This is a genomic window from Pseudonocardia xinjiangensis, from assembly GCF_012911925.1.
Lineage (GTDB): Bacteria > Actinomycetota > Actinomycetes > Mycobacteriales > Pseudonocardiaceae > Pseudonocardia > Pseudonocardia xinjiangensis.
This window is the reverse complement of the sequence record NZ_JAAXKY010000010.1, coordinates 37591-58984: the sequence shown is the minus strand read 5'-3', so window position 1 is coordinate 58984 and position 21394 is coordinate 37591. Positions and strand designations below refer to the sequence as shown.

At 72.9% G+C, this 21394-nt stretch carries 26 protein-coding genes; 14 read left to right on the top strand and 12 right to left on the bottom strand.

Features of this window, described 5'->3' with window-relative positions:
* Positions 1-70: 70 nt before the first annotated feature.
* The 8 genes from HF577_RS05530 to HF577_RS05495 all read left to right on the top strand — a co-directional run bounded on the left by HF577_RS05530 (position 71) and on the right by HF577_RS05495 (position 5551).
* Positions 71-820 carry an IclR family transcriptional regulator gene (locus HF577_RS05530; RefSeq protein WP_169394634.1) on the top strand — a complete coding sequence of 250 codons (750 nt, stop codon included), beginning with the start codon at positions 71-73 and terminating at the stop codon, positions 818-820.
* 77 nt (positions 821-897) lie between these two features.
* On the top strand, positions 898-1299 hold the full coding sequence (locus tag HF577_RS05525; protein ID WP_169394633.1) for a metal-sulfur cluster assembly factor: 402 nt from the start codon (positions 898-900) through the stop codon (positions 1297-1299).
* Complete coding sequence (locus HF577_RS05520) at positions 1299-2309, top strand: amidohydrolase family protein (RefSeq protein ID WP_169394632.1); 1011 nt, start codon at positions 1299-1301, stop codon at positions 2307-2309. The genes HF577_RS05525 and HF577_RS05520 overlap by 1 nt, the downstream gene beginning before the upstream one ends.
* A 124-nt stretch (positions 2310-2433) precedes the next feature.
* On the top strand, positions 2434-3294 hold the full coding sequence (locus tag HF577_RS05515; protein ID WP_312858958.1) for an ABC transporter substrate-binding protein: 861 nt from the start codon (positions 2434-2436) through the stop codon (positions 3292-3294).
* The gene (locus HF577_RS05510) at positions 3291-4145 is read left to right on the top strand and encodes an amino acid ABC transporter permease (RefSeq protein ID WP_312858957.1); all 855 of its coding nucleotides are present in this window, start codon (positions 3291-3293) and stop codon (positions 4143-4145) included. Before HF577_RS05515 ends, HF577_RS05510 begins: the two co-directional genes overlap by 4 nt.
* Complete coding sequence (locus HF577_RS05505) at positions 4142-4891, top strand: amino acid ABC transporter ATP-binding protein (RefSeq protein ID WP_169394631.1); 750 nt, start codon at positions 4142-4144, stop codon at positions 4889-4891. The genes HF577_RS05510 and HF577_RS05505 overlap by 4 nt, the downstream gene beginning before the upstream one ends.
* A gap of 28 nt (positions 4892-4919) precedes the next feature.
* On the top strand, positions 4920-5174 hold the full coding sequence (locus tag HF577_RS05500; RefSeq protein ID WP_169394630.1) for a type II toxin-antitoxin system Phd/YefM family antitoxin: 255 nt from the start codon (positions 4920-4922) through the stop codon (positions 5172-5174).
* The gene (locus HF577_RS05495; RefSeq protein WP_169394629.1) at positions 5171-5551 is read left to right on the top strand and encodes a type II toxin-antitoxin system VapC family toxin; all 381 of its coding nucleotides are present in this window, start codon (positions 5171-5173) and stop codon (positions 5549-5551) included. The genes HF577_RS05500 and HF577_RS05495 overlap by 4 nt, the downstream gene beginning before the upstream one ends.
* Positions 5552-5587: 36 nt before the next feature.
* Here the strand turns inward: HF577_RS05495 and HF577_RS05490 are convergent, their stop codons facing one another.
* The 3 genes from HF577_RS05490 to HF577_RS05480 all read right to left on the bottom strand — a co-directional run bounded on the left by HF577_RS05490 (position 5588) and on the right by HF577_RS05480 (position 7094).
* Entirely contained in the window at positions 5588-6013 is a 426-nt protein-coding gene (locus HF577_RS05490) for an NUDIX hydrolase (RefSeq protein ID WP_211173830.1), read from the bottom strand.
* A gap of 62 nt (positions 6014-6075) precedes the next feature.
* Positions 6076-6534: a nucleoside deaminase gene (locus HF577_RS05485; protein ID WP_169394665.1), complete on the bottom strand. Its 459-nt coding sequence runs from the start codon at positions 6532-6534 to the stop codon at positions 6076-6078.
* A gap of 38 nt (positions 6535-6572) precedes the next feature.
* On the bottom strand, positions 6573-7094 hold the full coding sequence (locus HF577_RS05480; protein WP_169394628.1) for a tRNA adenosine deaminase-associated protein: 522 nt from the start codon (positions 7092-7094) through the stop codon (positions 6573-6575).
* Between the two features lie 92 nt (positions 7095-7186).
* On the opposite strand from HF577_RS05480, the gene HF577_RS05475 reads away from it, so the two are divergent.
* The 3 genes from HF577_RS05475 to HF577_RS05465 all read left to right on the top strand — a co-directional run bounded on the left by HF577_RS05475 (position 7187) and on the right by HF577_RS05465 (position 10826).
* Complete coding sequence (locus HF577_RS05475; protein WP_169394627.1) at positions 7187-8401, top strand: amidohydrolase; 1215 nt, start codon at positions 7187-7189, stop codon at positions 8399-8401.
* Positions 8402-8484: 83 nt separating this feature from the next.
* The gene (locus tag HF577_RS05470) at positions 8485-9813 is read left to right on the top strand and encodes an amidase (RefSeq protein WP_312858955.1); all 1329 of its coding nucleotides are present in this window, start codon (positions 8485-8487) and stop codon (positions 9811-9813) included.
* A gap of 68 nt (positions 9814-9881) precedes the next feature.
* Positions 9882-10826: a prephenate dehydrogenase gene (locus tag HF577_RS05465; protein WP_169394626.1), complete on the top strand. Its 945-nt coding sequence runs from the start codon at positions 9882-9884 to the stop codon at positions 10824-10826.
* A 15-nt stretch (positions 10827-10841) separates the two neighbouring features.
* On the opposite strand, the gene HF577_RS05460 is transcribed toward HF577_RS05465, so the two are convergent.
* Together HF577_RS05460 and ligD are read right to left on the bottom strand one after the other, a co-directional pair.
* Complete coding sequence (locus HF577_RS05460) at positions 10842-11450, bottom strand: putative glycolipid-binding domain-containing protein (protein ID WP_169394625.1); 609 nt, start codon at positions 11448-11450, stop codon at positions 10842-10844.
* 172 nt (positions 11451-11622) lie between these two features.
* Positions 11623-12534, bottom strand: a complete 912-nt coding sequence (gene ligD / locus HF577_RS05455; protein WP_211173837.1) for a non-homologous end-joining DNA ligase — start codon at positions 12532-12534, stop codon at positions 11623-11625.
* Positions 12535-12618: 84 nt separating this feature from the next.
* On the opposite strand from ligD, the gene ku reads away from it, so the two are divergent.
* Positions 12619-13569 carry a non-homologous end joining protein Ku gene (gene ku / locus HF577_RS05450; RefSeq protein ID WP_169394623.1) on the top strand — a complete coding sequence of 317 codons (951 nt, stop codon included), beginning with the start codon at positions 12619-12621 and terminating at the stop codon, positions 13567-13569.
* Positions 13570-13608: 39 nt separating this feature from the next.
* Here the strand turns inward: ku and HF577_RS05445 are convergent, their stop codons facing one another.
* The 3 genes from HF577_RS05445 to HF577_RS05435 form a co-directional block, all read right to left on the bottom strand.
* Positions 13609-14772 (bottom strand): serine hydrolase domain-containing protein, encoded by a 1164-nt coding sequence (locus HF577_RS05445; protein ID WP_169394622.1) that lies wholly within the window; start codon positions 14770-14772, stop codon positions 13609-13611.
* A 61-nt stretch (positions 14773-14833) separates the two neighbouring features.
* Positions 14834-16051, bottom strand: a complete 1218-nt coding sequence (locus tag HF577_RS05440; RefSeq protein ID WP_169394621.1) for an LCP family protein — start codon at positions 16049-16051, stop codon at positions 14834-14836.
* 134 nt (positions 16052-16185) lie between these two features.
* The gene (locus HF577_RS05435) at positions 16186-16707 is read right to left on the bottom strand and encodes a VOC family protein (RefSeq protein WP_169394620.1); all 522 of its coding nucleotides are present in this window, start codon (positions 16705-16707) and stop codon (positions 16186-16188) included.
* 180 nt (positions 16708-16887) lie between these two features.
* On the opposite strand from HF577_RS05435, the gene HF577_RS05430 reads away from it, so the two are divergent.
* Positions 16888-17487, top strand: a complete 600-nt coding sequence (locus tag HF577_RS05430; protein ID WP_169394619.1) for a hypothetical protein — start codon at positions 16888-16890, stop codon at positions 17485-17487.
* A gap of 5 nt (positions 17488-17492) precedes the next feature.
* Entirely contained in the window at positions 17493-17942 is a 450-nt protein-coding gene (locus HF577_RS05425) for an MSMEG_6728 family protein (RefSeq protein ID WP_169394618.1), read from the top strand.
* 115 nt (positions 17943-18057) lie between these two features.
* On the opposite strand, the gene HF577_RS05420 is transcribed toward HF577_RS05425, so the two are convergent.
* The 4 genes from HF577_RS05420 to HF577_RS05405 all read right to left on the bottom strand — a co-directional run bounded on the left by HF577_RS05420 (position 18058) and on the right by HF577_RS05405 (position 21387).
* Positions 18058-18375: a hypothetical protein gene (locus HF577_RS05420; protein ID WP_211173829.1), complete on the bottom strand. Its 318-nt coding sequence runs from the start codon at positions 18373-18375 to the stop codon at positions 18058-18060.
* A gap of 33 nt (positions 18376-18408) precedes the next feature.
* Complete coding sequence (locus tag HF577_RS05415; RefSeq protein ID WP_312858954.1) at positions 18409-19149, bottom strand: maleylpyruvate isomerase family mycothiol-dependent enzyme; 741 nt, start codon at positions 19147-19149, stop codon at positions 18409-18411.
* A 110-nt stretch (positions 19150-19259) separates the two neighbouring features.
* Entirely contained in the window at positions 19260-20402 is a 1143-nt protein-coding gene (locus HF577_RS05410) for an alpha/beta hydrolase (RefSeq protein ID WP_169394616.1), read from the bottom strand.
* A 64-nt stretch (positions 20403-20466) separates the two neighbouring features.
* On the bottom strand, positions 20467-21387 hold the full coding sequence (locus HF577_RS05405; RefSeq protein ID WP_169394615.1) for a carbohydrate ABC transporter permease: 921 nt from the start codon (positions 21385-21387) through the stop codon (positions 20467-20469).
* Positions 21388-21394 lie beyond the last annotated feature (7 nt).

The following is a 21394-nucleotide window of genomic DNA, read 5'->3' as shown; positions in this document are numbered from 1 at the left end:
CCCCAGCCGTTCCCAACTCGGCGAGGTTCTGCCACGCTCCGAACGGGACATCCCGCGAAGGAGCGGTGACGTGGGCGAGCAGAGCGGTCCGACCCTCATCCAGTCGGTGCAGCGTGCGCTGCGGCTGCTGGAGGTCGTCGCCGAGCGGGAAGGGCGGGCGCACGCCAAGGAGCTCGCCCGCGCCACGGGTCTGCCCCTCCCGACGGCCTACCACCTGCTGCGCACCCTGACCCACGAGGGCTACCTGCAGCGCCTGGACGACGGGTCGTACGTGCTCGGCCACCGGATCGACGTCGTCCGCAGCCACGGAACGGCCGCCCGTGGGGTGGCGCACGCCCGTCCTGCGCTGGAGTGGCTGCGCGACGAGCTCTGCAGCGCGGTGTACCTCGCCCGGCACGTCGACGGGGAGATCGTGATCGTCGAGATCATCGACAGCCCGCGAGCCCCCCGGATCGACCTCTGGGTCGGGATCCACGACGCCGCCCACGCCACGGCGCTGGGGAAGGCGATCCTCGCCCAGCTTCCCGCCCCGGACCGGGAGGACTACCTCGCCCGGCACCCGCTGCACGACCTCACCCCGCACACGGTGGTCGACCGCCGCAGGCTCGGCGACCGCCTGCCGGCTCCGGGCGCCCTCGCCGTCGACGACGAGGAGTACGCCGTAGGCGTCTGCTGCCTCGCCGTGCCCGTGACCACGAAGGACGGTGCCGGCTCGCTCGGGTTCGTCGCCTCGCCCGCAGCTCTGCGGCGCCGGGCCGCGCTCCGCCAGACGCTGAGCGCGGGCGCGTCCCGGGTCGCCCGGGCGCTCACGCTGGAGTGAGGCTGCCCTGACCGGGCGGCCCACCATCTGAAATCACCGCTCTTCCGCCACTGAGACCGGCGTCACACGATCATCGTATGGATTCGCACGCCGCGCCCCCGGCCGTTCCCGAGTGGGCGATCGCCGCCCTCTCGGACGTGTACGACCCGTGCTGCCGGGAGAAGGGCATCTCGGTGGTCGACATGGGGCTGCTCCGGTCGGTGGCGCTCCGGGACGGCCACGCCCGGGTCGAGCTGCTCCTGACCTCGGGGTGGTGCCCGTTCGCCTCGCGCGTGCTCACCGAGGTGGAGGAGGCGATCGCGGCGCAGCCCGGGGTGGACAGCGCCGAGGTCGAGATCGTCTGGGACGAGGCGTGGACCACGGACCGGCTGGCCGAGTCGGCTGTGCGCAAGCTCCGCTTCCTGCCCGCCCCCACTGCCGTGCCCGACCGCGACGCCTACGTCGCGGCGCACCGTTCCCAGGTCGAGGAGGCCAGCTGATGATCGGCGACGCGTTCGTGTTCGACGGGGTGGCGCACCCGTTCAACTTCGACCCCAAGAACGCCTACGGCAAGCCCGCCGAGATGTTCTCCAACCACCTCTACGCCTTCCACGCCACCCTCACCCCGGACGACGCGACGAAGCTGTCACCGGAGGAGTTCCTCAAGGACTGGAGCCCCGCGGACGTCCGGGAGATGGTCTACGAGCAGTCCGACACCGACATGCTCGTGGCGATGCCGCTCCCCCTCACCGACCTCTACCGCGACGGCCTCTCCCCCTGGGAGGAGTGCACCGAGCTCGCCGCGCGCGACCCCGACCGCACCGTCTTCTGGGGGTCGGTGAACCCCCTCGAAGGCCGAAAAGCCGTCGATCTCATGGAACGTCAGGTCGGCGAGTTCGGGGCGAAGGCGTTCAAGTTCTACAACGTGCGCTACGACTTCGGGCAGCCGATCCCCTGGCGGATGGACGACCCGAAGGTCGCGTTCCCGATCTTCGAGAAGGCCCAGGAGCTGGGCGTCAACCTCATCGGCGTGCACAAGGGCGTGCCGCTGGGCCCGCAGCCGATCGAACACACCCAGACCTGGGACATGGACGGTGCCGCCGCCAACTTCCCGGACATCAACTTCGTGATCTACCACGTCGGGCTGCCGTTCATCGACGAGACGTGCTGGCAGCTGATCCGCTACCCGAACCTCTACGCGTCGATCGCGGCGACGATCAACTTCGTGCGGCGCTCGCCACGGATGTTCGCCGAGATCATGGGGAAGCTGCTGTTCTGGTGCGGCGAGGACAAGATCGTGTACGGGTCCGAGGCCCCGCTGTTCCATCCGCAGTGGGCGCTGAAGGCGTTCATGGACTTCCAGATCCCGCAGGACCTCTGCGACGGCTACGGCTACCCGCAGCTCACCGACCAGGCCAAACGCAAGATCCTCGGGGAGAACCTGCTGCGGCTGCACGGCCTCGACGTCGCGGAGACGGTGGAGCGGCTGGGCCGGCCCCAGACGCACTGACCTCCCCCGGCGGCGCCGGGCCCGGGCGCGGAGCGGGGTGCGCGCCCGGGCCCGGGTCGGCGCCACACGCGCCGCCGGGTCGGGAATGATCGACGCCCCGAGTCCCGCACGACAGAATCTCCTGGTGCCCTCCCCGCTTCCCCTCCGGCGCCTGCTCGTGGCCGCCACTGCCGTCCTCGCTGTCGCAGGCTGCGCCCCCGCCGACACGAACAGCGCACCGGCCACAGCCGCCACCTGCACGCCAGGGGCGCTCCCGACCCGCACCGACGGGATCCTCACCGTGGGAACGGACCAGCCGGTCTACCCACCGTGGTACATCGACGACGACCCGACGTCGGGCAACGGGTTCGAGAGCGCTGTCGCCTACGCGATCGCCGGCGAGCTGGGGTACCCCCGCGACAAGGTGACCTGGGCACGGGTGCCGTTCAACGCGGCTGTGCAGCCGGGGCCCAAGGCGTTCGACCTGAACCTCACCGAGTTCTCGATCACCGACGAGCGGCGCCAGGCGGTCGACTTCTCGGCGCCCTACTACGACGTCAAGCAGGCGGTGGTCGCCCTCGCGTCGAGCCCGTTCGCCGGCGCCACCACCGTCGCCGCGCTCAAGGACGCGCGGTTGGGTGCGCAGGTCGGCACCACCAGCTACGAGGCGATCGTCGACCAGATCAAGCCCTCCGCGCAGCCCGCCGTCTTCAACACCAACGACGACGCGAAGCTGGCACTCACCAACGGGCAGGTGGACGCGATCGTCGTCGACCTACCCACGGCGTTCTTCATCACCTCTGCGGAGCTGCAGGGAAGCAAGATCGTCGGGCAGCTGCCGGCGGGATCGGGCACCCCCGAGCAGTTCGGCGCGGTGCTGGACAAGGGCAGCCCGCTCACCGGCTGTGTCTCGGCAGCCGTGGAGCGGTTGCGCTCCGCCGGGACCCTCACCGCGCTGGAGCAGCAGTGGCTCGCCTCGGCGGGGTCGGCGCCGGCGCTGAAGTGAGGGGGACGCCCGTCGCGCCGGAGCTGAGCCCGCTGGCCCGGGACCGGCTGGCCTACCGGCGCTCCCGGGCGCGACGCTCCACGCTGGTCGCGTTCGCGTCCACCGTGGTGTTCGCCGGGGCGGTCGGCGTCGGGGTGGTCAGCTCGCCGGGCTGGCCACGGGTCCGCGACACCTTCTTCGACATCCACGTGGCCTGGTCGTCGCTGCCCCCGGTGCTCGCGGGGCTCTGGCTCAACATCCGGGTGCTCGTGGTCGCCGAGATCGGGATCCTCGTGCTGGGGCTGCTGATCGCCGTGCTGCGGACGTTGCGCGGGCCGGTGTTCCTCCCGGTGCGCGCGCTGGCCACCGGCTACGTCGACCTGTTCCGCGGGCTGCCGCTGCTCATCGCGCTGTACCTGATCGGCTTCGGGGTGCCGGCGCTGCGGCTTTCGGGCGTGCCGACCGACACCGCCGTCCTCGGCACGATCACGCTGATCCTCGTCTACTCCGCGTACGTGGCCGAGGTGTTCCGCGCCGGCATCGAGTCGGTGCACCCGTCCCAACGGGCCGCGGCCCGCTCCCTGGGGCTGAGCCACCGCCAGTCGATGCGGCTGGTCGTGCTGCCGCAGGCGGTACGCCGGGTGCTGCCGCCGCTGCTCAACGACTTCGTCGCGCTGCAGAAGGACGTCGGGCTGATCTCCGTGCTCGGCGCCGTGGACGCGATCCGGGCCGCCCAGATCGAGGCGGCCCGCACCTTCAACTTCACGCCGTACCTGGTGGCAGCACTGCTGTTCGTGCTGCTCGCCATCCCGACCGGCCGGGTCGCCGACGCGGTGGCGGCCAGGGCGGCGCGCCGACAGGGTGCCTCGTGAGCCCCGTGCTCGAGGTGCGCGGGCTGGTCCGGCGCTACGGCACGACGACCGTGCTCGACGGCGTCGACCTGACCGTCGAGGAGCACCGGGTGGTCACGCTGATCGGGTCGTCGGGCTCCGGCAAGTCGACGCTGCTGCGGTGTGTGGACCTGCTGGAGGAGGTCGACGACGGGCAGATCCTCCTCGACGGCGTTGACGTCTCCGACCCCCGGGCCGACGTCGCTGCCGCGCAGCGCCGGATGGCGATCGTGTTCCAGGCGTTCAACCTGTTCCCGCACATGACCGCGGTGCAGAACGTGTCCCTCGCGCCGCGGGTGGTGCACCACGTGCCGGCGGCGGAGGCCGACGAGCGGGCGCACGAACTGCTGCGCCGGGTCGGGCTCGAACGGTTCGCCGGCGCCTACCCCGACCGCCTCTCCGGCGGCCAGCAGCAACGGGTGGCGATCGCCCGCGCCCTGGCGGTCCAGCCGCGGCTGCTGCTCCTCGACGAGATCACCTCCGCACTGGACCCCGAGCTGGTCGGCGAGGTGCTCGCGATCGTGCGGGAGCTCGCGGACGGCGGGATCACCATCCTCATGGCGACCCACGAGATGGGGTTCGCCAAGCAGGTGTCGGACCAGGTGTGCTTCCTCGACGCCGGCCGTGTGCTGGAGTCCGGGCCGCCGGGGCAGGTGCTGGGCGACCCGGTCCACGACCGGACCCGGCAGTTCCTGGCCCGCGTGATCGCGGCGGGCCGGCTGGTCTAGTGCTACGGTTGCTACGGGGGTGAGCGTCGTGGCCAGAACCATTCCGCACCGCGAACTGCGCAACAACAGCAGCGCCGTGCTGCGCGAGGTGCAGGCAGGCGAGACGATCGCGGTGACGAACAACGGTGAGGTCGTCGCGATGCTGGTCCCGCCCCCGCGACGTCCCGGTGCCGTGCTGCCGATCCGGCGGGCGAGAGTGAAGGGGGGCTTCGCCGACCTACCGCGGACCCGCCTCGATCACCCACTCCAGGACGATCTCGACGATCTCCGCGGGGACCGTTGATCGTTTACATCGAGACGTCCGCGGCGGCGAAGCTGCTGGTCGAGGAAGAGGCGTCGGCGCGCCTCGCCGAGCATCTCGACGCGCTCCCCGAGGCCCCGGTGTCGTGTCTCGTACTGGAGACGGAGCTGCGCCGCCTCGCCGTGCGCGTCGAGCTCCCGCAGACCGCCGTCACCGCCCTGCTCGAGCGGTTCGACCTCCTCGAGACCGATCGATCGCTGTACCGGGAAGCCGGTCTGCTGCCCGGTCGCCACCTGCGGAGCCTCGACGCGTTGCACGTCGCCGCGGCGCTGCGGCTGAACGCCGACGTCATGCTGTCCTACGACAGCAGGCAGATCGCGGCAGCGGACGCGGTCGGGCTGCCGACCGCGGCCGTGTAGCGGCCAGGCCCCGAGGACTACCAGGCGCAGTGACCGTCAGGAGAGGCCGGCCGCGGCGAGCCCGATGTCGACCAGCCCGATGTGCGGCCGGTCGGCGAGGTCCGCGAGTGGCACCCACTCCGCGCGGTCGGTGCTGCCGCCGACCTCGTCGCGCAGGGAGCCGCCCACCACCTCGGCGGTGTAGACGATGTGCAGGGCGTGCATGTCGATCGGGCTGCCGTCGCTGGCGCGGTCCCAGCGCGACGAGTCGACCCCGATCACCCTGCCGAGCTCGACGTGCAGGCCGGTCTCCTCCTCCACCTCGCGCACGACCGCGTCCTCGGGTCGCTCGCCGTGGTCCAGGCCGCCCCCCGGCAGTGTCCAGCGCCCGCCGCGGCTGAACCGGACCAGCAGCAGTGCACCGTCCCTGACGCATACCGCGTAGGCCCCGACGCGGGTCTTCTGCACCACCGCCTGCTCCATTCGCGCAGGCTAGCGCGGCAGCCGGAAACGTCCACCGCTTCTCCCCGCGACACCGCGCGTGCTCAGCGGAAGCCCCCGAAGAACGACTCCAGGAGCGCGGCACACTCCCGCTCCAGCACCCCGCCGACCACCTCCGGCCGGTGGTTGAGCCTGCGGTCCCGCAGGACGTCCCACAGCGAGCCCGCCGCGCCCGTCTTCGGCTCCCACGCCCCGAACACCACCCGCGCCACCCGGGCCAGCCCGATCGCGCCCGCGCACATCGTGCAGGGCTCCACCGTGACGGCGAGGGTGCAGCCCTCCAGGCGCCACTCCCCCCGCACCGCCGCAGCCGCCCGCAGCGCCAGCAGCTCCGCGTGCGCCGTGGGGTCGCCCATGGCCTCGCGGCCGTTGCACGCCGCCGCGAGCTCACGGCCGTCGGCGTCGACGACCACCGCACCGATCGGCACGTCACCGGTGCGCGGGGCGGCGGTGGCGATCTCGATGGCGCGCTTCACCAGCGCCTCATCCGAAGCGGAGGGGATGGGCCCGGAGCGCGCCGCGCCCGCGCCCCGCGCCGGGGTCACCGCGCGTCGACGACCTCGGCGAGCGCATCGGCGAAGCCGCAGCGGCGGCCGATCGCGGCGAGCTGCTCGTCGGGATAGAGCTCCACCTCGCCCGCGAGCACCTCGAGCTCGTCGGCGGGCAGGCCGAGATCGGCGAGGATCGCGAGGTCGCCCTCAGGCCACGGCGGAGAGTCGAGGGCCTCGTCCTCCGGCGGCAGCTCCAGGCGTAGCAGGTCGAGGACGTCGGCGGCCACGTCGTAGTCCAGTGCCGCCACGGCGTCGGACACCATCAGCGAGATGCCGCCGGGAGTGGGCCGCAGCAGGACGAAGAACTCGTCGTCGACGTCGAGCAGACCGAGCACCGCGCCGGTGGAGCGCAGCTCCCGTAGCTCGGTGATCGCGGTGTCCAGGTCGACGAGGGCCTCGGGTGTCATCCGGGAGCAGCGCCACTGCCCGTCCTCCCGGATCGCCGCTACGGCGTACCCGGGCAGGGCCTGTTCACGCACCTCCGCGCGCGACTCAATGCTCTGCACCGCCATGCCACTACCGTAAGCCTCCGAGTGACTGTGCTCCAAACCACATGGGGAAGAGGTTTCGCACGTCACCTCCCCGAGCTGCCAGGATTCGGTCCATGCCACCGGATGCCGCATTCATCACTACCCTCCGCTCACAGGCCCGCGGCGTCCAGCCACGCACGGTGGCGCTGCGTCGCGCTCTGCACCGCCATCCCGAGCTCGGCCTCGACCTGCCGCGCACCCGCGACGCGGTGGTCGCCGCCCTCGCCGACCTTCCGCTGCAGGTGCACCTCGGCCGCTCGGTCAGCTCGGTGGTGGCCGTGCTGGAAGGCGAGCGTCCCGGGCCGACGGTGCTGCTGCGCGGCGACATGGACGCGCTGCCGCTGGAGGAGGACACGGGGCTCCCGTTCGCCTCGCGGATCGAGGGCGCGATGCACGCCTGCGGCCACGACACCCACGTGGCGATGCTCGCCTCGGCGGCCCGGGTGCTGGCCGCGCGGCGCCACGACCTGGCGGGGCGGGTGCTCTTCATGTTCCAGCCCGGCGAGGAGGGCTTCCACGGCGCCCGGCACATGATCGACGAGGGGCTGCTCGACCGCACCGGGCCCGCCGGACGGCCCGACGCCGCCTACGCCCTGCACATCAGCGCCACGCTGCCGGCCGGCGAGGTGCACGTCCGTCCGGGCCCGGTGATGGCGGCGGCGGACACGGTGCGTGTCACGGTCAGCGGCCGCGGGGGCCACGCCTCGGCACCGCACGACGCCCTGGACCCGCTGCCCGCGGCCGCCGCGATGGTGGGCGCGCTGCAGACGGCGGTGACCCGCCGGGTGAGCGCCCACCAGCCCGTGGTGGTGACGATCAGCCGGATCGTCGCGGGCACCACCAACAACATCATCCCGGAGACCGCCTTCATGGAGGGCACCGTGCGCACGCTCTCCGAGGCGACCCGCGCCACCGTGCACGAGGAGATCCGGCGCGTCTGCCGCCACACCGCGATGGCCCACGGCTGCACCGCCGAGGTGCACATCGAGCAGGGCTACCCGGTCACCGTCAACGACTCGGACGCCGCCGTGCGCCTCGGCCACCTCGCCGACGCCGTGGTCGGGCCGGACCGGGTGGTCACGATGGAGAGCCCGATCATGGGTGCCGAGGACTTCTCGTACGTGCTCTCCGAGGTGCCCGGCGCGCTGGCGTTCCTCGGTGGCTGCCCGCCAGACGTCCACCCCGGAGCCGCGCCCCCCAACCACTCCAACCGCGTGGTCTTCGACGAGGACGCGATGGCCGACGGCGTCGCCGTCTACGCGGGGCTGGCGCTGGACGCGCTCTCCTGACGCAGCTCCTGCCCGGTGGCCCCTTGCGTCACTCTCCGCACGTTCGCGAGACCGCTGCGGACGCCGTGCGCCAGGATGGCCGGGTGGTCACCTCCCTACGCGAGCTGGGCATGGCGCTGCGCTCCGGCGAGCTCTCCCCCGTCGAACACGTCACCGAGATCCTCGACCGGCTCGCCGCCGACACGCACAACGCCGTGATCAGCCTCGACACGGAGGCGGCGCTGGCGCAGGCCGCCGCGCTCACCGCCGAGCTCGCCCGCGGCGAGTGGCGGGGGCCGTTGCACGGTGTGGCGGTCGGGGTGAAGGACCTGTTCGACGTGGCCGGGCTGCCCACCAGGGCCGGTTCGAACGTGCTCGCCGACGCTCCGCCTGCGAAGGCCGACGCCGCGGTTGTCGCACGGCTGCGCGAAGCCGGTGCCGTCGTGGTGGCGAAGCTGCACACCCACGAGTTCGCCTACGGCCCCACCGGGGACATCGCCGCCACCGGTCCCGCGCTCAACCCGCACGACCCCACGCGCATCACCGGCGGCTCGTCCTCGGGCTCCGCGGCGGCCGTCGCGGCGGGGCACCTCCCGCTCGCGCTGGGCACCGACACCGGGGCGAGCGTGCGGACACCGGCCGCGCTGTGCGGGGTGGTGGGACTGAAGCCGGCGTTCGGCGCGCTGTCCATCGACGGGGTGTTCCCGCTGTCGGAGACCTGCGACCACGTCGGCGTGCTCGCGGCCGACGTGCACGCCGCGTCGGTTGCCTGGGATGTGCTCAGCAGGCCGGACGGCACCGGCGGCGGGATCCAGTCCCCCGGCGTCGCCGGCGTGCGGGTGGGAGTGCTCGTCGACGACTACTGGCGCGCCCTCGACCCGGCACTCGACGCCGCGGTGGCCGCCGCGGCCGAGACGCTGCGGGCCCGCGGCGCGTCCGTCGTCGAGGTGAGCACGCCGATGATCGACGAGCTCGCCGCCACCTACCCGGTGATCGTCGGCGCCGAGGCCTACGCCACCCACGCGGCGTGGCTCGCCGAGCGACCGCAGGACTACCAGGACGCCACGCGGGAGCGGCTCCTGCCGTGGGCCGCGCAGCCCGCCAAGGAGTACGTCGACGCGCTGCGTGCCCGGCGGCGCCTCGCGGCCGCGATGCGGGCCGCCGTCGGTGATCTCGACGTTCTCCTGCTGCCCACCACCCGGCTGCGCGCCACCCCCGTCGGCGCCGAGGAGGTGGAGGTCGCCGGCACGGTCGTGCCGGTGCGGAAGCACCTTCTCGCGCTCACGCTGCCGTTCAACCTGACGGGCTGGCCTGCCGTGTCGGTGCCCGGGGAGGTCGCCGACGGCGGCCTGCCGGCGGGCGTGCAGGTCGTCGGTGTCCGGTTGGAGGAGCGCGGCGTGCTGCGAGTGGCGTCGGCACTCACCAGAGAGTGACGGACGGCCCCGCCTGATCACCCGATCATCCCGGCACCGGTCCCGGCCACCGCACTAGTCTCGGAGCGGTGACGGAGCGGGCGGTGTGCGTGATCGGCACCGGGTTGATCGGTGGCTCGCTGATGCGGACCGCCGGGAAGGCCGGGCGCACGGTCTGGGGGACGAGCGACTCGCCCGACACGGCGGAGGAGGCCCGCGCCGACGGTTTCGACGTCACCACCGACACCGACGCCGCGCTGCGCAGGGCCGCCGAGGACGACGCGCTCGTGGTGCTGGCCGTGCCGCTGCCGGCGCTCCCCGGGGTGCTGCGCCGGGTCGACGCGGTCGCGCCCACCTGCCGGCTGACCGACACGGTGAGCGTCAAGGTCGCCGTGGCCGACCACGTGGCGCGCTACGCGCCCAGCGCCCGCTTCGTGGGCGGGCACCCGATGGCCGGCACCGCGGAGTCCGGCTGGGCGGCGGGGCAGGCCGGGCTGTTCACCGGCGCGGCCTGGGTGGTGGCCGCCGACGACGGGCTCGACCTCGACGTGTGGGCCGACGTCGCCGAGCTGGCCTGGGCATGCGGCGCCCGGGTGGTGCCGGCGGCAGCCGACGAGCACGACCTGGCCGTCGCCAGGGTGTCGCACCTGCCGCACCTGCTGGCCGCCGTGCTGGCCGCCGTGGGTGCCGCGGGTGAGGACGACCTGCCGCTGGCGCTCGCCGCGTCGTCGTTCGCCGACGGCACGCGGGTGGCAGGCACCCGTCCGGAACTGGTGCTCGCGATGTGCGAGGGCAACCGGGACGCCCTGCTCGGCGCCGTGGACGACGCACTGGGCCGGCTCGGCGCGATGCGGGGCGCGCTCGCGTCCACCGGAGGTCTGGCCGCCACCGTGAACGCCGGGTACGCCGGACGGCAGCGCTGGGCCGCTGCCCGTGACCCGGAGGCCGTCCGGGTACGGCGCTCCCGGCTCGCTCTGCCGGCGCTGCGGGAGGTCGGCCGCCGCGGTGACGCGGTGGTGGGCTGGACCGAGTGAGAGGCGGGGTGCGCCTCAGCCCGCCGCGGGCGTGACGCCGGGCAGGAGCCGCGTGGCGATGCCGGGGTAGGTGACCACGATGCCGTCGGCGTCCACCACCAGTTCCGCGACGAAGTCCTCGCTGCGGAACTCCACCACGGCGTGGCCGGTGGCGTCGTCCAGCGCCGACACCGTGCGGTAGGTCTGCTCGACCACCCGCACCCCGAGATCCGGCAGCGACACGAACACCATCGGCATCGTCTGCTCGGCGGCCTCGCGGTGCAGGTTGAGACGGCGGATCGGGAGCGTGTTGAACATCGCGCTGTACTCGAGGTCGACGTCGACCGCGCCGGCGAAGTCGGTGCGGGTGCTTCCGCCGCCCGAACCGGTGTCGAGGAGCCAGACCCCGTCGTCGGTGCGGTTGATCGTCAGGTGGCGTTCCCGTTCCGCGGTGGCCGCGGTGACCGAGAGCCGCACGATCTCGCCACCCTCGCCGACGATCAGCCGGTAGGACGCGGTGAAGTCGTTGCCGGGCTCGGCCCGGACCATCCGGCCCAGCGCACGGTAGCCGTGGGGCTGGAGCAGCAGGCGCGCACCTTCGAGCCCGTGGCCTCCGTCGGCCTGCCAGGTGAGCATCGTCGTCATCGGCACCACCGTAGACGAGCGAGGACGGCGATCGGCGAGCGTGACACTGCGCACCTCGCCGGAGTGGTGGGAGGCAGGTGAACTGGCGCAGGCACGTGGGCGCCCCCTTCTCGAGCATCCGACGGGGCACATCCTGCACCGCACCGCGGAGATCGGCCAGTCCCGAGAGCGATCACGCCTCCTGTCGCACGTGATCGGGATCGAGATCGTCCCGCACCCCGCGGAACACCGGTTGCCGCAGGCGGCCGCCCTCGGTCCAGCCGGTGTGGGCCACCTCCACCACCGTCTGCGGCTCGCACCAGTGCGCGCCCGCGCCGTCGGGCCGGGGCAGCCGCTCGGCGAACGGCGGCTGCTCTGCCTCGACGAGGCGGTCCCGCAGCACCCGCTGGGTCGTCTCCCCGGCCAGACCCGACCCGACCCGGCCCGCGAACCGCAGCCCGGCAGCGTCGGGGACACCGAGCAGGAGCGACCCGATCCGGCCGGGGCCTGCGCGCTCCGGGCGCCATCCCCCGACGACACACACCTGCGTCTGCCGGTGGGTCACCTTCGTCCAGCCCGGGCCCCGGCGCCCCGGCCGGTAGACGCCGTCGCGCCGCTTCGCCACCACGCCCTCCATCCCCCGCTCGAGGGTGGCCTCGAACAGAGCGCGGCCGTCGGAGTACGTCGGCGACAGCGAGAGCGCCGGCACGGCGGCGAGGTCGAGACGCTCGAGGGTGGCCCGGCGTTCCTCGAACGGGCGGTCCAGCAGCGGGACGCCGTAGAGGCGCAGCACGTCGAACACCATGTAGGTCACCGGCCGCGCCTGCACGGTCCGCGGCAGGGCAGGGCCGTGGAGGCGCTCGAGCAGCGCCGGGAAGCTCGGCACGCCGCCTTCGAGCAGCACGACCTCCCCGTCGAGCAGGACGTCGGGCGCGAGCCGGGTGAGTTCGGCGAGCTCCGGGAAGCTCGCCGTGACGTCACGCTCGGTGCGGCTGGCGAGCCGGACCCGCCCGTCGGCCACGTCGGCGAGCAGCCGCATGCCGTCCCACTTCACCTCGAACACCCATTCCGGGCCGTCCGGAAGGGCTCCAGGGGTGGCGAGCATGGGCTGCACGCCGTCATGCTGGCACTCGAGAGAGATTCACACATTTTGCCGACTCGGTTGCCGGCGAAGGGAACAGGGGCCTGCATGCGCGCGATGTGGAGCGGCGCCGTCTCGTTCGGTCTGGTCAGCGTGCCGGTCAAGGCGTACTCGGCCACGACAAACCACGACGTCCGGTTCCACCAGGTGCACGCGGCCGACGGTGGACGGATCAAGTACAAGCGCACGTGCTCGATCGACGGCGAGGAGGTCGAGTACGCCGACATCGTCAAGGGCTACGAGACCGACGACGGCGAGCTGATCACCCTCAGCGAGGAGGATCTCGACTCGCTGCCCACGGCCACCGGGCACGAGATCGACGTCATCGAGTTCGTCCCCGCCGACCAGATCGACCCACTGCTGTTCGAGAAGAGCTACTACCTCGAGCCCGACGCCAAGGCGGCGAAGCCCTACGCGCTGCTGCGCGAGGCGCTGGTGCAGACCGACCGGATGGCGGTGGTCAAGGTCGCGCTGCGGCAGCGCGAGAGCATGGCGCTGCTGCGGGTGCGCGACAAGGCGATCGTGCTCCAGACGATGCTGTGGCCCGACGAGGTGCGCGAGCCCGAGTTCGACATCCTGGACGCCGAGGTCGAGCTGCGGCCCCAGGAGCTGACCATGGCGGCATCGCTGGTGGAGAGCCTGGGCGCCGAGTTCGACCCCGCGCAGTTCCACGACGAGTACCGCGACGCCGTGGTGGAGCTCATCGACCGCAAGCGCACCACCGGCGAGACCCGGCCGGCACCCGTGGCGGCGAAGCGCGACGAGGGGCCGGACAGCATGACCGACCTGTTGAGCGCCCTGCAGGCCAGCGTGGAGGCCGCCCGGGCCGGATCCGGGGGGCGCGCCGCCACTGGCGCGTCTACTAGCGGGCCGGCGAACGACGCGGCCCCCAAGAAGAAGGCGCCGGCCCGCAAGCCCGCAGCCAAGCCCGCGGCCAGGAAGAAGACCGAGGAGGACGACGCTCCCGCACCCCGCAAGCGGGCTCGCAAACCGGCCTGAGCCGGCGACACGGCGCCCCGGCCCACCGCATCGCGCAGGTCAGACGGCGGCCACCGCAGCCCAGAAGTCGTCGAAGCCGTCCAGCGGGTCGGCCATCAGCCGCTGGGTCAGCAGGACGCCGACGGTGTCGCGACCCGGGTCGACACGAACGGTGGTGCCCGTCCCGCCGTCCCAGCCCCAGCGACCCGGCGCCATCCACGGCTCAACGGCCTCGACGTCCACGCTCGTGCCGAGGCCCCATGACACTCCGGGACCGAGGATGGGCAGCCCCTGCCGGCGCTGCGCCGCGGTGAGCGCGTCCGCCGTCATCAGTGCCAGTGAGTCGGCCGAGAGCACCGGTGCGCCACCGTCGGCCATCGCACAGTAGAAGCGCAGTACGTCCGACGCCGTGGACAGCAGGCCCCCGCCCAGCTTCTCGAAGCCGGGCGGGGAGGCGAAGGCGCCGCCCGGCGGGTCGAGCACCTCGAGCCCGTTCGGCCCCGACAGGTAAGACGTGGCGAGGCGGTGGACCTCCGGCGTCCAGAAACTCGTGGACGTCATCCCGAGTGGTCCGGTGATGCGCTCGGCGAGCAGGTCGGAGAGCGGCTTTCCGGCGGCCCGGGCCAGCAGGACGCCGAGTACGTCGATGCCGCTGTCGTACAGCCAGCCCTCCCCCGGCTGGAACGCGAGGGGCAGCGCGGCGAGCCTCGCCACGAACTCGTCGCCCGTCATCGGGGGCGGGAGCGGGCTGGGGTAGACGCCCCGCTCCCTCATGGCCGCCTGCAGCGGGGTCGGCTCGAGCACCGCACCCCAGCCGCACGTCATGGTCAGCAGGTGCCGGACGGTGATCGGTCGCCGTGCCTCGGTGGTGTGGTCGAGCGGGGCGTCGGGCGCTACGAGAACGCGCGGGTTCGCCGCCTCCGGCAGCCACCGTGCGATCGGGTCGTCGAGCGCGAGTACGCCCTCCTCCACGAGGCCGAGCACGAGAGCGCCGCCTATCGGCTTGGTGGCCGAGGCGATGCGGAAGAGCGTGTGCTCGCTCATGGGCTCGCTGTGCGCGCCGACGGCCATGGTGCCGCCCGCCCGGACCTCCTCCTGCCCGCGGACGCGCACCGCGCCCACGTAGCCGGGGATCCGCCCGGACGCGACCTGCGCGTCCGGGACCTGCCAGATCCGTTCGAGACTCGCGGCGGCCACCGGTCCGTCACCCGCGTGCTGCGTCATGCATCCTCCTCGAGGTCGTCGAGACCTCGGACCGGCAGGAAGGGCCGAACTCATCGCAGCCTCAGGGGCCGAGTGCGTTGGCCGGGGGCCGCTCGTCATCGGCGATCGCCTGGAAGAGCGCGCCTGCACGCTGGCGGTCCCAGTTCACGACGCCGTCGCGCACCGGAACGGTGGTGGAGACGCCGTCCTTCAGCCCTCGCATCGCCAGGCCGAGGCTCGCGAGGTTCCACACGTGGTCGCCGTCGTCCACGGTGATCGCGCTGGACAGTCCCGTGGCCAGCGGCACCACCCGGAACGGGTTGAGCAGCGTGGTGGGGCTGGTCACCTTGTCGAGCAGCGCGGAGATGAAGGCGCGCTGCCGTTCGACCCGCCCGAAGTCGGACGTGGCGGTGGCGCGGGTGCGGACATAGCCCAGGGCGGTGGCCTGGTCGAGCGTCTGGCAGCCCGCCTTGATGTCCAGAGCGGCCTTGGGGTCCTTGATCGCCTCGGGGACGCAGAGGTCGACGCCACCGACGGCGTCCACCATCGAGACGAGACCGAGGAACCCGATCTCGGCGTAGTGGTCGATGTGCAGGCCGGTGGCCTGCTCGACCGTGCGCACCAGCAGTTCGGGGCCGCCGCCGTCGGCACCGCCGCCGCGCCCGTAGGCGGAGTTGATCTTGTGTCGGCCCTTGCCCGGGATGTCGACCATCGAGTCGCGCGGGATGCTGACCAGCGTGGTGGGGCCACTGCCGGTGTGCATGAGCATGATCGTGTCGGTGAGCTCGGACTCCGGGTCGCCGGTGGCGAACTCGGCGCGCTGCTCCGGCGTGAGGTTGGACCGGCTGTCCGACCCGACGATCAACCAGTTGGTGCCCTTCGAGATGGCCGTGCTGTCGGCCGGCAGGGCCGCCACCCGGTTGAGGCTCGTGTCGACGTAGACGCCGAGACCGACCACGAGCAGCAGCAGAACGAGCAGGGCGATGCCGATCCGCCGTCCCCACCGCGGCCGGCGAACCGGACGGGCGCCCACCGGGCGCCGCGGCGGCGGGGCGACCGGGACGGCGGGACCCCGGTACTGGGGAGACCGGTACTGGGGCCGGACCGGATCGGACGGGAGCAGCGCCGTGTCGCGCAGCGGACGCGGCGGACCGAGCGGTGGGCCTGGTGGCGGCCCGGCCTGCTGGGGCCGGGGTCGCTGCGGCTGCCCCCAGCCGGGACCACCACCGCGCCGCGGCGGCCGCCCCGAAGGGTGTGCCGGCGGCGGCTGGCCGCCCCGTCCTCGGTACTCACCGTTCATGCTGACCCCATCCCCCCGCGGCCCCGCACCGATGAACGGTAACGGCGGTCACGCGGCGCAGTTGTCCTACATCAGAGGACGCACCGGGTCACTCCCAGGTTGCGTGACCGCCACCACTTCTCGCTCAGCGGGTGTCAGGAGGAGAGCAGCGGCTCCCCCTCGAATACGCCGAGTTCCTCGCTGTAGAACTCGATGCCCACCCCGTTGGGGTCGCGGATGTAGAGGCTGTTGTCGACGCCCCGGTCCGGGCCCAGGTAGGAGATGCCGGCCTCGTCGAGGCGCTTGCGGGTGGCGGCGAACTCCTCCGGCGAGGTGGAGAGCGCGAGGTGCTGGACGGCTCCGATCGTCTCGGAGTAGTCGGGATGGTCGTGCCCGGGAAAGTCGAAGAAGCCGAGCAGGTTGCGGTTGCCGATGTCGAAGAAGAAGTGGCTCGACCCCTCATAGTCGCGGTTCTCCACCAGCTCGACCAGCGGGAACCCCAGCAGGTCCTGATAGAACTTGATCGTCTCCTCGACGTCGCGCGCGACCAGCGCGAGGTGGTGCACGCCCCGCACCGTCGTGGTGGGGCGCTCACCGACCGGGCGCAGGTACCTCTCCTTGAGCGCCGCTCGACGAGCGCGCACGGCTTCGAGCTCGGCACCCTCTGGCTGTGGCATGGGTCCTCCTCCTCGTGGACGTACAGTGCTGCGATCAACGTTACTTGCATGCTCAACATTCCGGCCTCGGCCCGCCCAGCCTGGCAGGCCCGGCCCCACCGCGTCAGCTTCCTCCGTAGCCACACCGGACGGCGTGGTTCGCGGCGTTCCGGGTAGTCCCGGGGAACCGGAGGGGGCACGATGACCGACCGCTTCGACGGGTGGATCGCCGGCCTGGGGACGGCAGCCGGGCTGCGCGTCGTCGTCGGGCACTGGCCGCGCTCGCCGCTCGGCGCGTTCACCGACGTCATGGTGGAGCAGCCGGACGGGCACCGCGTCCTGCTCGCACCGTCGCGGGAGGTGGCCGAGTTCGTGGCCGCCACCTACCTGTTCGACGACGTGCGGGTGGGCCGGGTCCACGCCGAGATCGACGGGGTGCGCTGGCGGGTGGACGCCGCGCCGCTGGCGCTGTCGTTCACCGTCGGAGGGCGGCCACCGCTCGGGCTCCTGCTCCGCGCGGTACCGCGGACAGTGGCGACGAGCCCGCTGTGGATCAGCGCCGTGGACGTCGTCGCCCGCCGGGTGCTGCCGGGGGTGCGCACCAGGGGCAGCGCGGGAGGCGGGCGCAGGGAGTACTACGCCGCCCTCGACCTGCACGGCCTGACCGCGGCAGCCACGGCCTGGAACGGCGCCGACCAGGGCGCGCTCGCCCCGGTGGCGCCGCCCGTGAGGTTCGGGTTCGGGTCGACGCCGCGCACCCCGTCGCTGACGCGTGTGGTGACCCTCGTCGAGGGGGCGTAGGCCCGATGCAGACGTTCCTGCCCTACCCCGACTTCGCCGCGAGCGCCGCCGTGCTCGACGACCTGCGGCTCGGCAAGCAGCGCGTGGAGGCGCTGCAGGTGCTGCGGGCGGTGACCAGGGCGACCTACGGCTGGAAGCGCCACCCCGCCGTGCGGATGTGGGCGGGACACCCCGAGGGCATCGCGGCCTACGGGCTGGTGGTCTGCGCGGAGTGGGTGGCGCGGGGCCGGGCCGACACGTGCGCCGCGACCATCGGGACGGACCTCGCCGAGCACGGGCTGCCACCGCCGCGGACCCAGGCCGAGCTCGCCGCGCGGTCGCTCCTGCCGGAATGGGTCGGCGACGAGCGCGTGCACCGCAGCCACCGGTCCGCGCTGGTACGCAAGAACCCCGAGTTCTACGGGCCGCTGTTCCCGGACGCGGAACCAGACTCCGCCTACTTCTGGCCGGTCTGAGGGGCTACAGCCGGCGGCGCCTCTGCACCCGGTGACAGCGGCGAGATCGACACCAGAGGGCTTTCCCAAGGACGAAACCCCGCCGGTGTCGATCTCGAGGCGGATCGGGCTCCGCCTACTCCTGGCCGGTCTGAGGGCTACGGCCGGTGCGCCACGTCTGCCAGCCCCCCGGTGGCGGCTCTGCGTGGAGTCGCTCATCGGTGAGCGCGCAGATGATGATGAGCTGGCAGTTCGCCTGCGAACTGACGTCGTCGGAGCCGAAGGGGTCCTCGTCGAGCTGGATTTGCAGAGGTTCGTCGAAGGTCGGGTCATCGACCAACACGGTGATGGGCCACTCGCCATGAGCCTGCACGGACACCGACCTGACGTGCAGGTTCCACCACTCCATGCGCTGAGGTAGTTCTGCCCGGATAGCTGCGACAACCTCGTCCACGTCCAAGTGGTCAACGTCCCATTGGTTCGGGGGCTACAGCCAGCGCGGCGCGACCGGGACCGGGACCGGCCTGCCGGTGGGGCCGACGGCATCGACGCCCTCGCCCCCGGTGCGGCCCACCAGCCAGCCCAGCACGGCGGCCGCCTCGCCCCGCACTTCGACGGAGCCCGACCCGGACTCCGGACCGAGCCACCACGTGTGCTCCCGGTCGACCGGCGCCAGGAGCGCGACGGGGCACCCCTCGCGCTCCGACAAGGTGGCCGTGGCGTCGTCCAGCAGGGCGTCGACCACCTCCGGCGGAAGATCGTCGACGCTCGCCCCGACGTCGAGGTCGACCGCGTGCACCCACACCTCCCGCACCCGCATCCAGGGGATCTCGGCCGCGGGCACCGGCACGCCGAGAGCGGTGCGCACCTCGGCGAGCCACGCCTCGTCGTCGAGGGCGGCGAGGGCGGCGTCGAGCTCGTCGGCGGTGGTGATGAGCTCCCGGCGCAGCGTCTCGGCGGACGCCTGCGCCGAGGACTCGATCCGCACCGCCCGCTCCTCGCGGGAGGCGTACATCGGGGTCTCGACGCCGGTGCGCGCCCAGGTGGCGAGCCGGGTGAGGCCCTCGGCGCTGCGCGCCACGTGGGCGACGACGTGGGCCCTGCTCCACCCGGGCAACGCGCTGGGCGCGCGGAGGGCGTCGTCGGGCAACGCGTCGACAGCGCGGTAGAGGAACTCGGTGCCGGCGCCCATCCAGGGCAGGGTGGCACTGACGTCCTGGCGATCCACGGGCTCGCCTCCAGCCGTGCTGCGACAGCCGTCGCAGCGCCTCGTCCTTCTCGTCGGACCGACCACGTGCCGGGTGACGGTAGCGTCCGAACCGGGGTCACCGGTGGATCTCACGCTCCGGTGGTGCGCGCGGTGGTCGGCAGCGCGTCCAGCACCGCATGGCCGATGACCCTCGCCGGATGCCTGCTCCGCACCAGCGTGAGCGCCGCGCGCAGCGCGCTGGCCGCGTCGAGGGTGGCGTCCCGGGCGGCGGCGCTGACCGCGGTGAAGCTGGCGTATCCGTGCACCAGGCCGGGAAAGCGGCGCGCCACCACCGGCACCCCCGCGTGGTGCAGCCGATCGGCCAGCTCCTCGCCCTCGTCACGCAGCGGGTCGAAGCCCGCGGTGGAGAGATAGACCGGAGGCATCCCGGCCAGGTCGTCGGCGCGCAGGATCGCGCCCCGCGTGTCGTCGGACGGCACCCCGTCAGGCAGGTAGAGGCGTTCCAGCTCGGCGATGTACTCCGCGGTGAGGCCGAAGCCGGCGCCGAACATCTCCCGCGAGCGCGTGGAGCGCGCGGCGTCGGTGACGGGGTACAGCGCGAGGACGAACGCCGGGAGCGGGCCACCGGCCATCGCCTGCTGCTGGGCCACGACGAGGGCGAGGTTGGCACCCGCGCTGTCGCCGCCCACCGCGATCAGCTCGGGGTCGGCGCCGAGGTCGGACGCTGCGTCCCGGGCACCGTGGTACGCGGCGATGGCGTCCTCGAGCGCCGCGGGGTACGGGTCCTCCGGAGCGAGGCGGTAGTCGACGGAGAGCACCCGCACTCCGGACTGGGCCGCGAGCAGCCGGCACAGCGGGTCCGTCGAGGCGATGCTGCCCATCACGAACCCGCCGCCGTGGAAGTACACGATCAGCCCCGCCGTCTCGGGCACGGCAGGCGGGACGTAGAGCCGGGCGGCGCGGGGGCCCGCGCCGCCGGGCACCTGCAGGTCCTCGGTGAGGACGTCGTCCAGTGCGGCGTCGGCGACGACCTCGGCCGCCTCGTCGGCCTGGCGGCGTTGCTCGGCCAGCGCGGCCTGATCGACCGTGCCGCCGGCGGAGCTCGACAGCAGCCGGTCGACGCGCCCCAGCAGTTGCAGGTCCAGGTCCAGGACCTGCCCGTCGAGCCGGACCGGATGGCCCGCGAGCACCCGTTTCACGGGCTGCGGCAGCCCGAACACGATACGTAGACCCCACCGCAGTGCCCGGAGCCTCGCCCTCGAGCCGATCACTTCTGCACCGTACGCCGCATGTGGCCGCCCTTTCACCGTGTCGACGGCCACGGCACCGGCGCCGCTACTTGATGGCTCCGACGCTCAGTCCCTCCTGGATCCGGCGCTGGAACACGACGTACACCGCGAGCACCGGCAGCAGCGCGATCACCAGACCGGCGAACAGCGCGCTCCAGTCGCTGCGGTAGCCCTGGTTCGCCGCCAGCACCGCGAGCCCCTGCGAGAGCACGTAGTGGTCGCTGTCCGGCATCAGCACGAGCGGCAGCAGGTACTGGTTCCACAGCCCGAGGAAGTTGAAGATCCCCACGCTGATCAGGCCCGGGCGGGCGAGCGGCAGCATGATCCGGAAGAACACGCCAGAGTGCGAGCAGCCGTCCAGCATCGCGGCCTCGGCGAGCGCGCTCGGCAACGTCCGGAAGAACCCGGTCATGAAGAAGACCGTGAACGGCAGTGCGTACGCCGTGTAGACCAGGATCAGCCCGTGGTAGGTGCCGAGCATCCCGAGGTTCTGGACCACGAAGAACAGCGGCACGAGGGCCAGGAAGATCGGGAACGTCATCCCGGCGACGAACGCGTAGTAGATGACGCCCCGCCCGGGGAACTCGTAGCGGGCCAGCACGTAGGCCACCATCGACCCGAGCAGCATCACCAGCACCACCGAGACGCTGACGACGATGAGGCTGTTGACGAAGTACGTGCCGATGCTGGCCGTGGTCCAGGCCCGCACGAAGTTGCCGAACTGCCACTGCGCGGGCAGGCTCCACGGGCTGGAGAAGATCTCGCTGTCGGTCTTGAAGGCCGTGAGCACGGCCCAGATCAGCGGGACCGCCACGAGGATCGCCCACACCGCGAGGAAGCCGTGGGTGAACACGTTGAGCGTCCGCTCACCCGTCAATGCCTTGTGGTGGGCGTCGTCGTGGCGGCGCGGCCGGCGCTGCGACCGGTCGGGGGGCGTCGTGGCCGGCGCCGACGTGCCGAGTGTCATCGCCGTA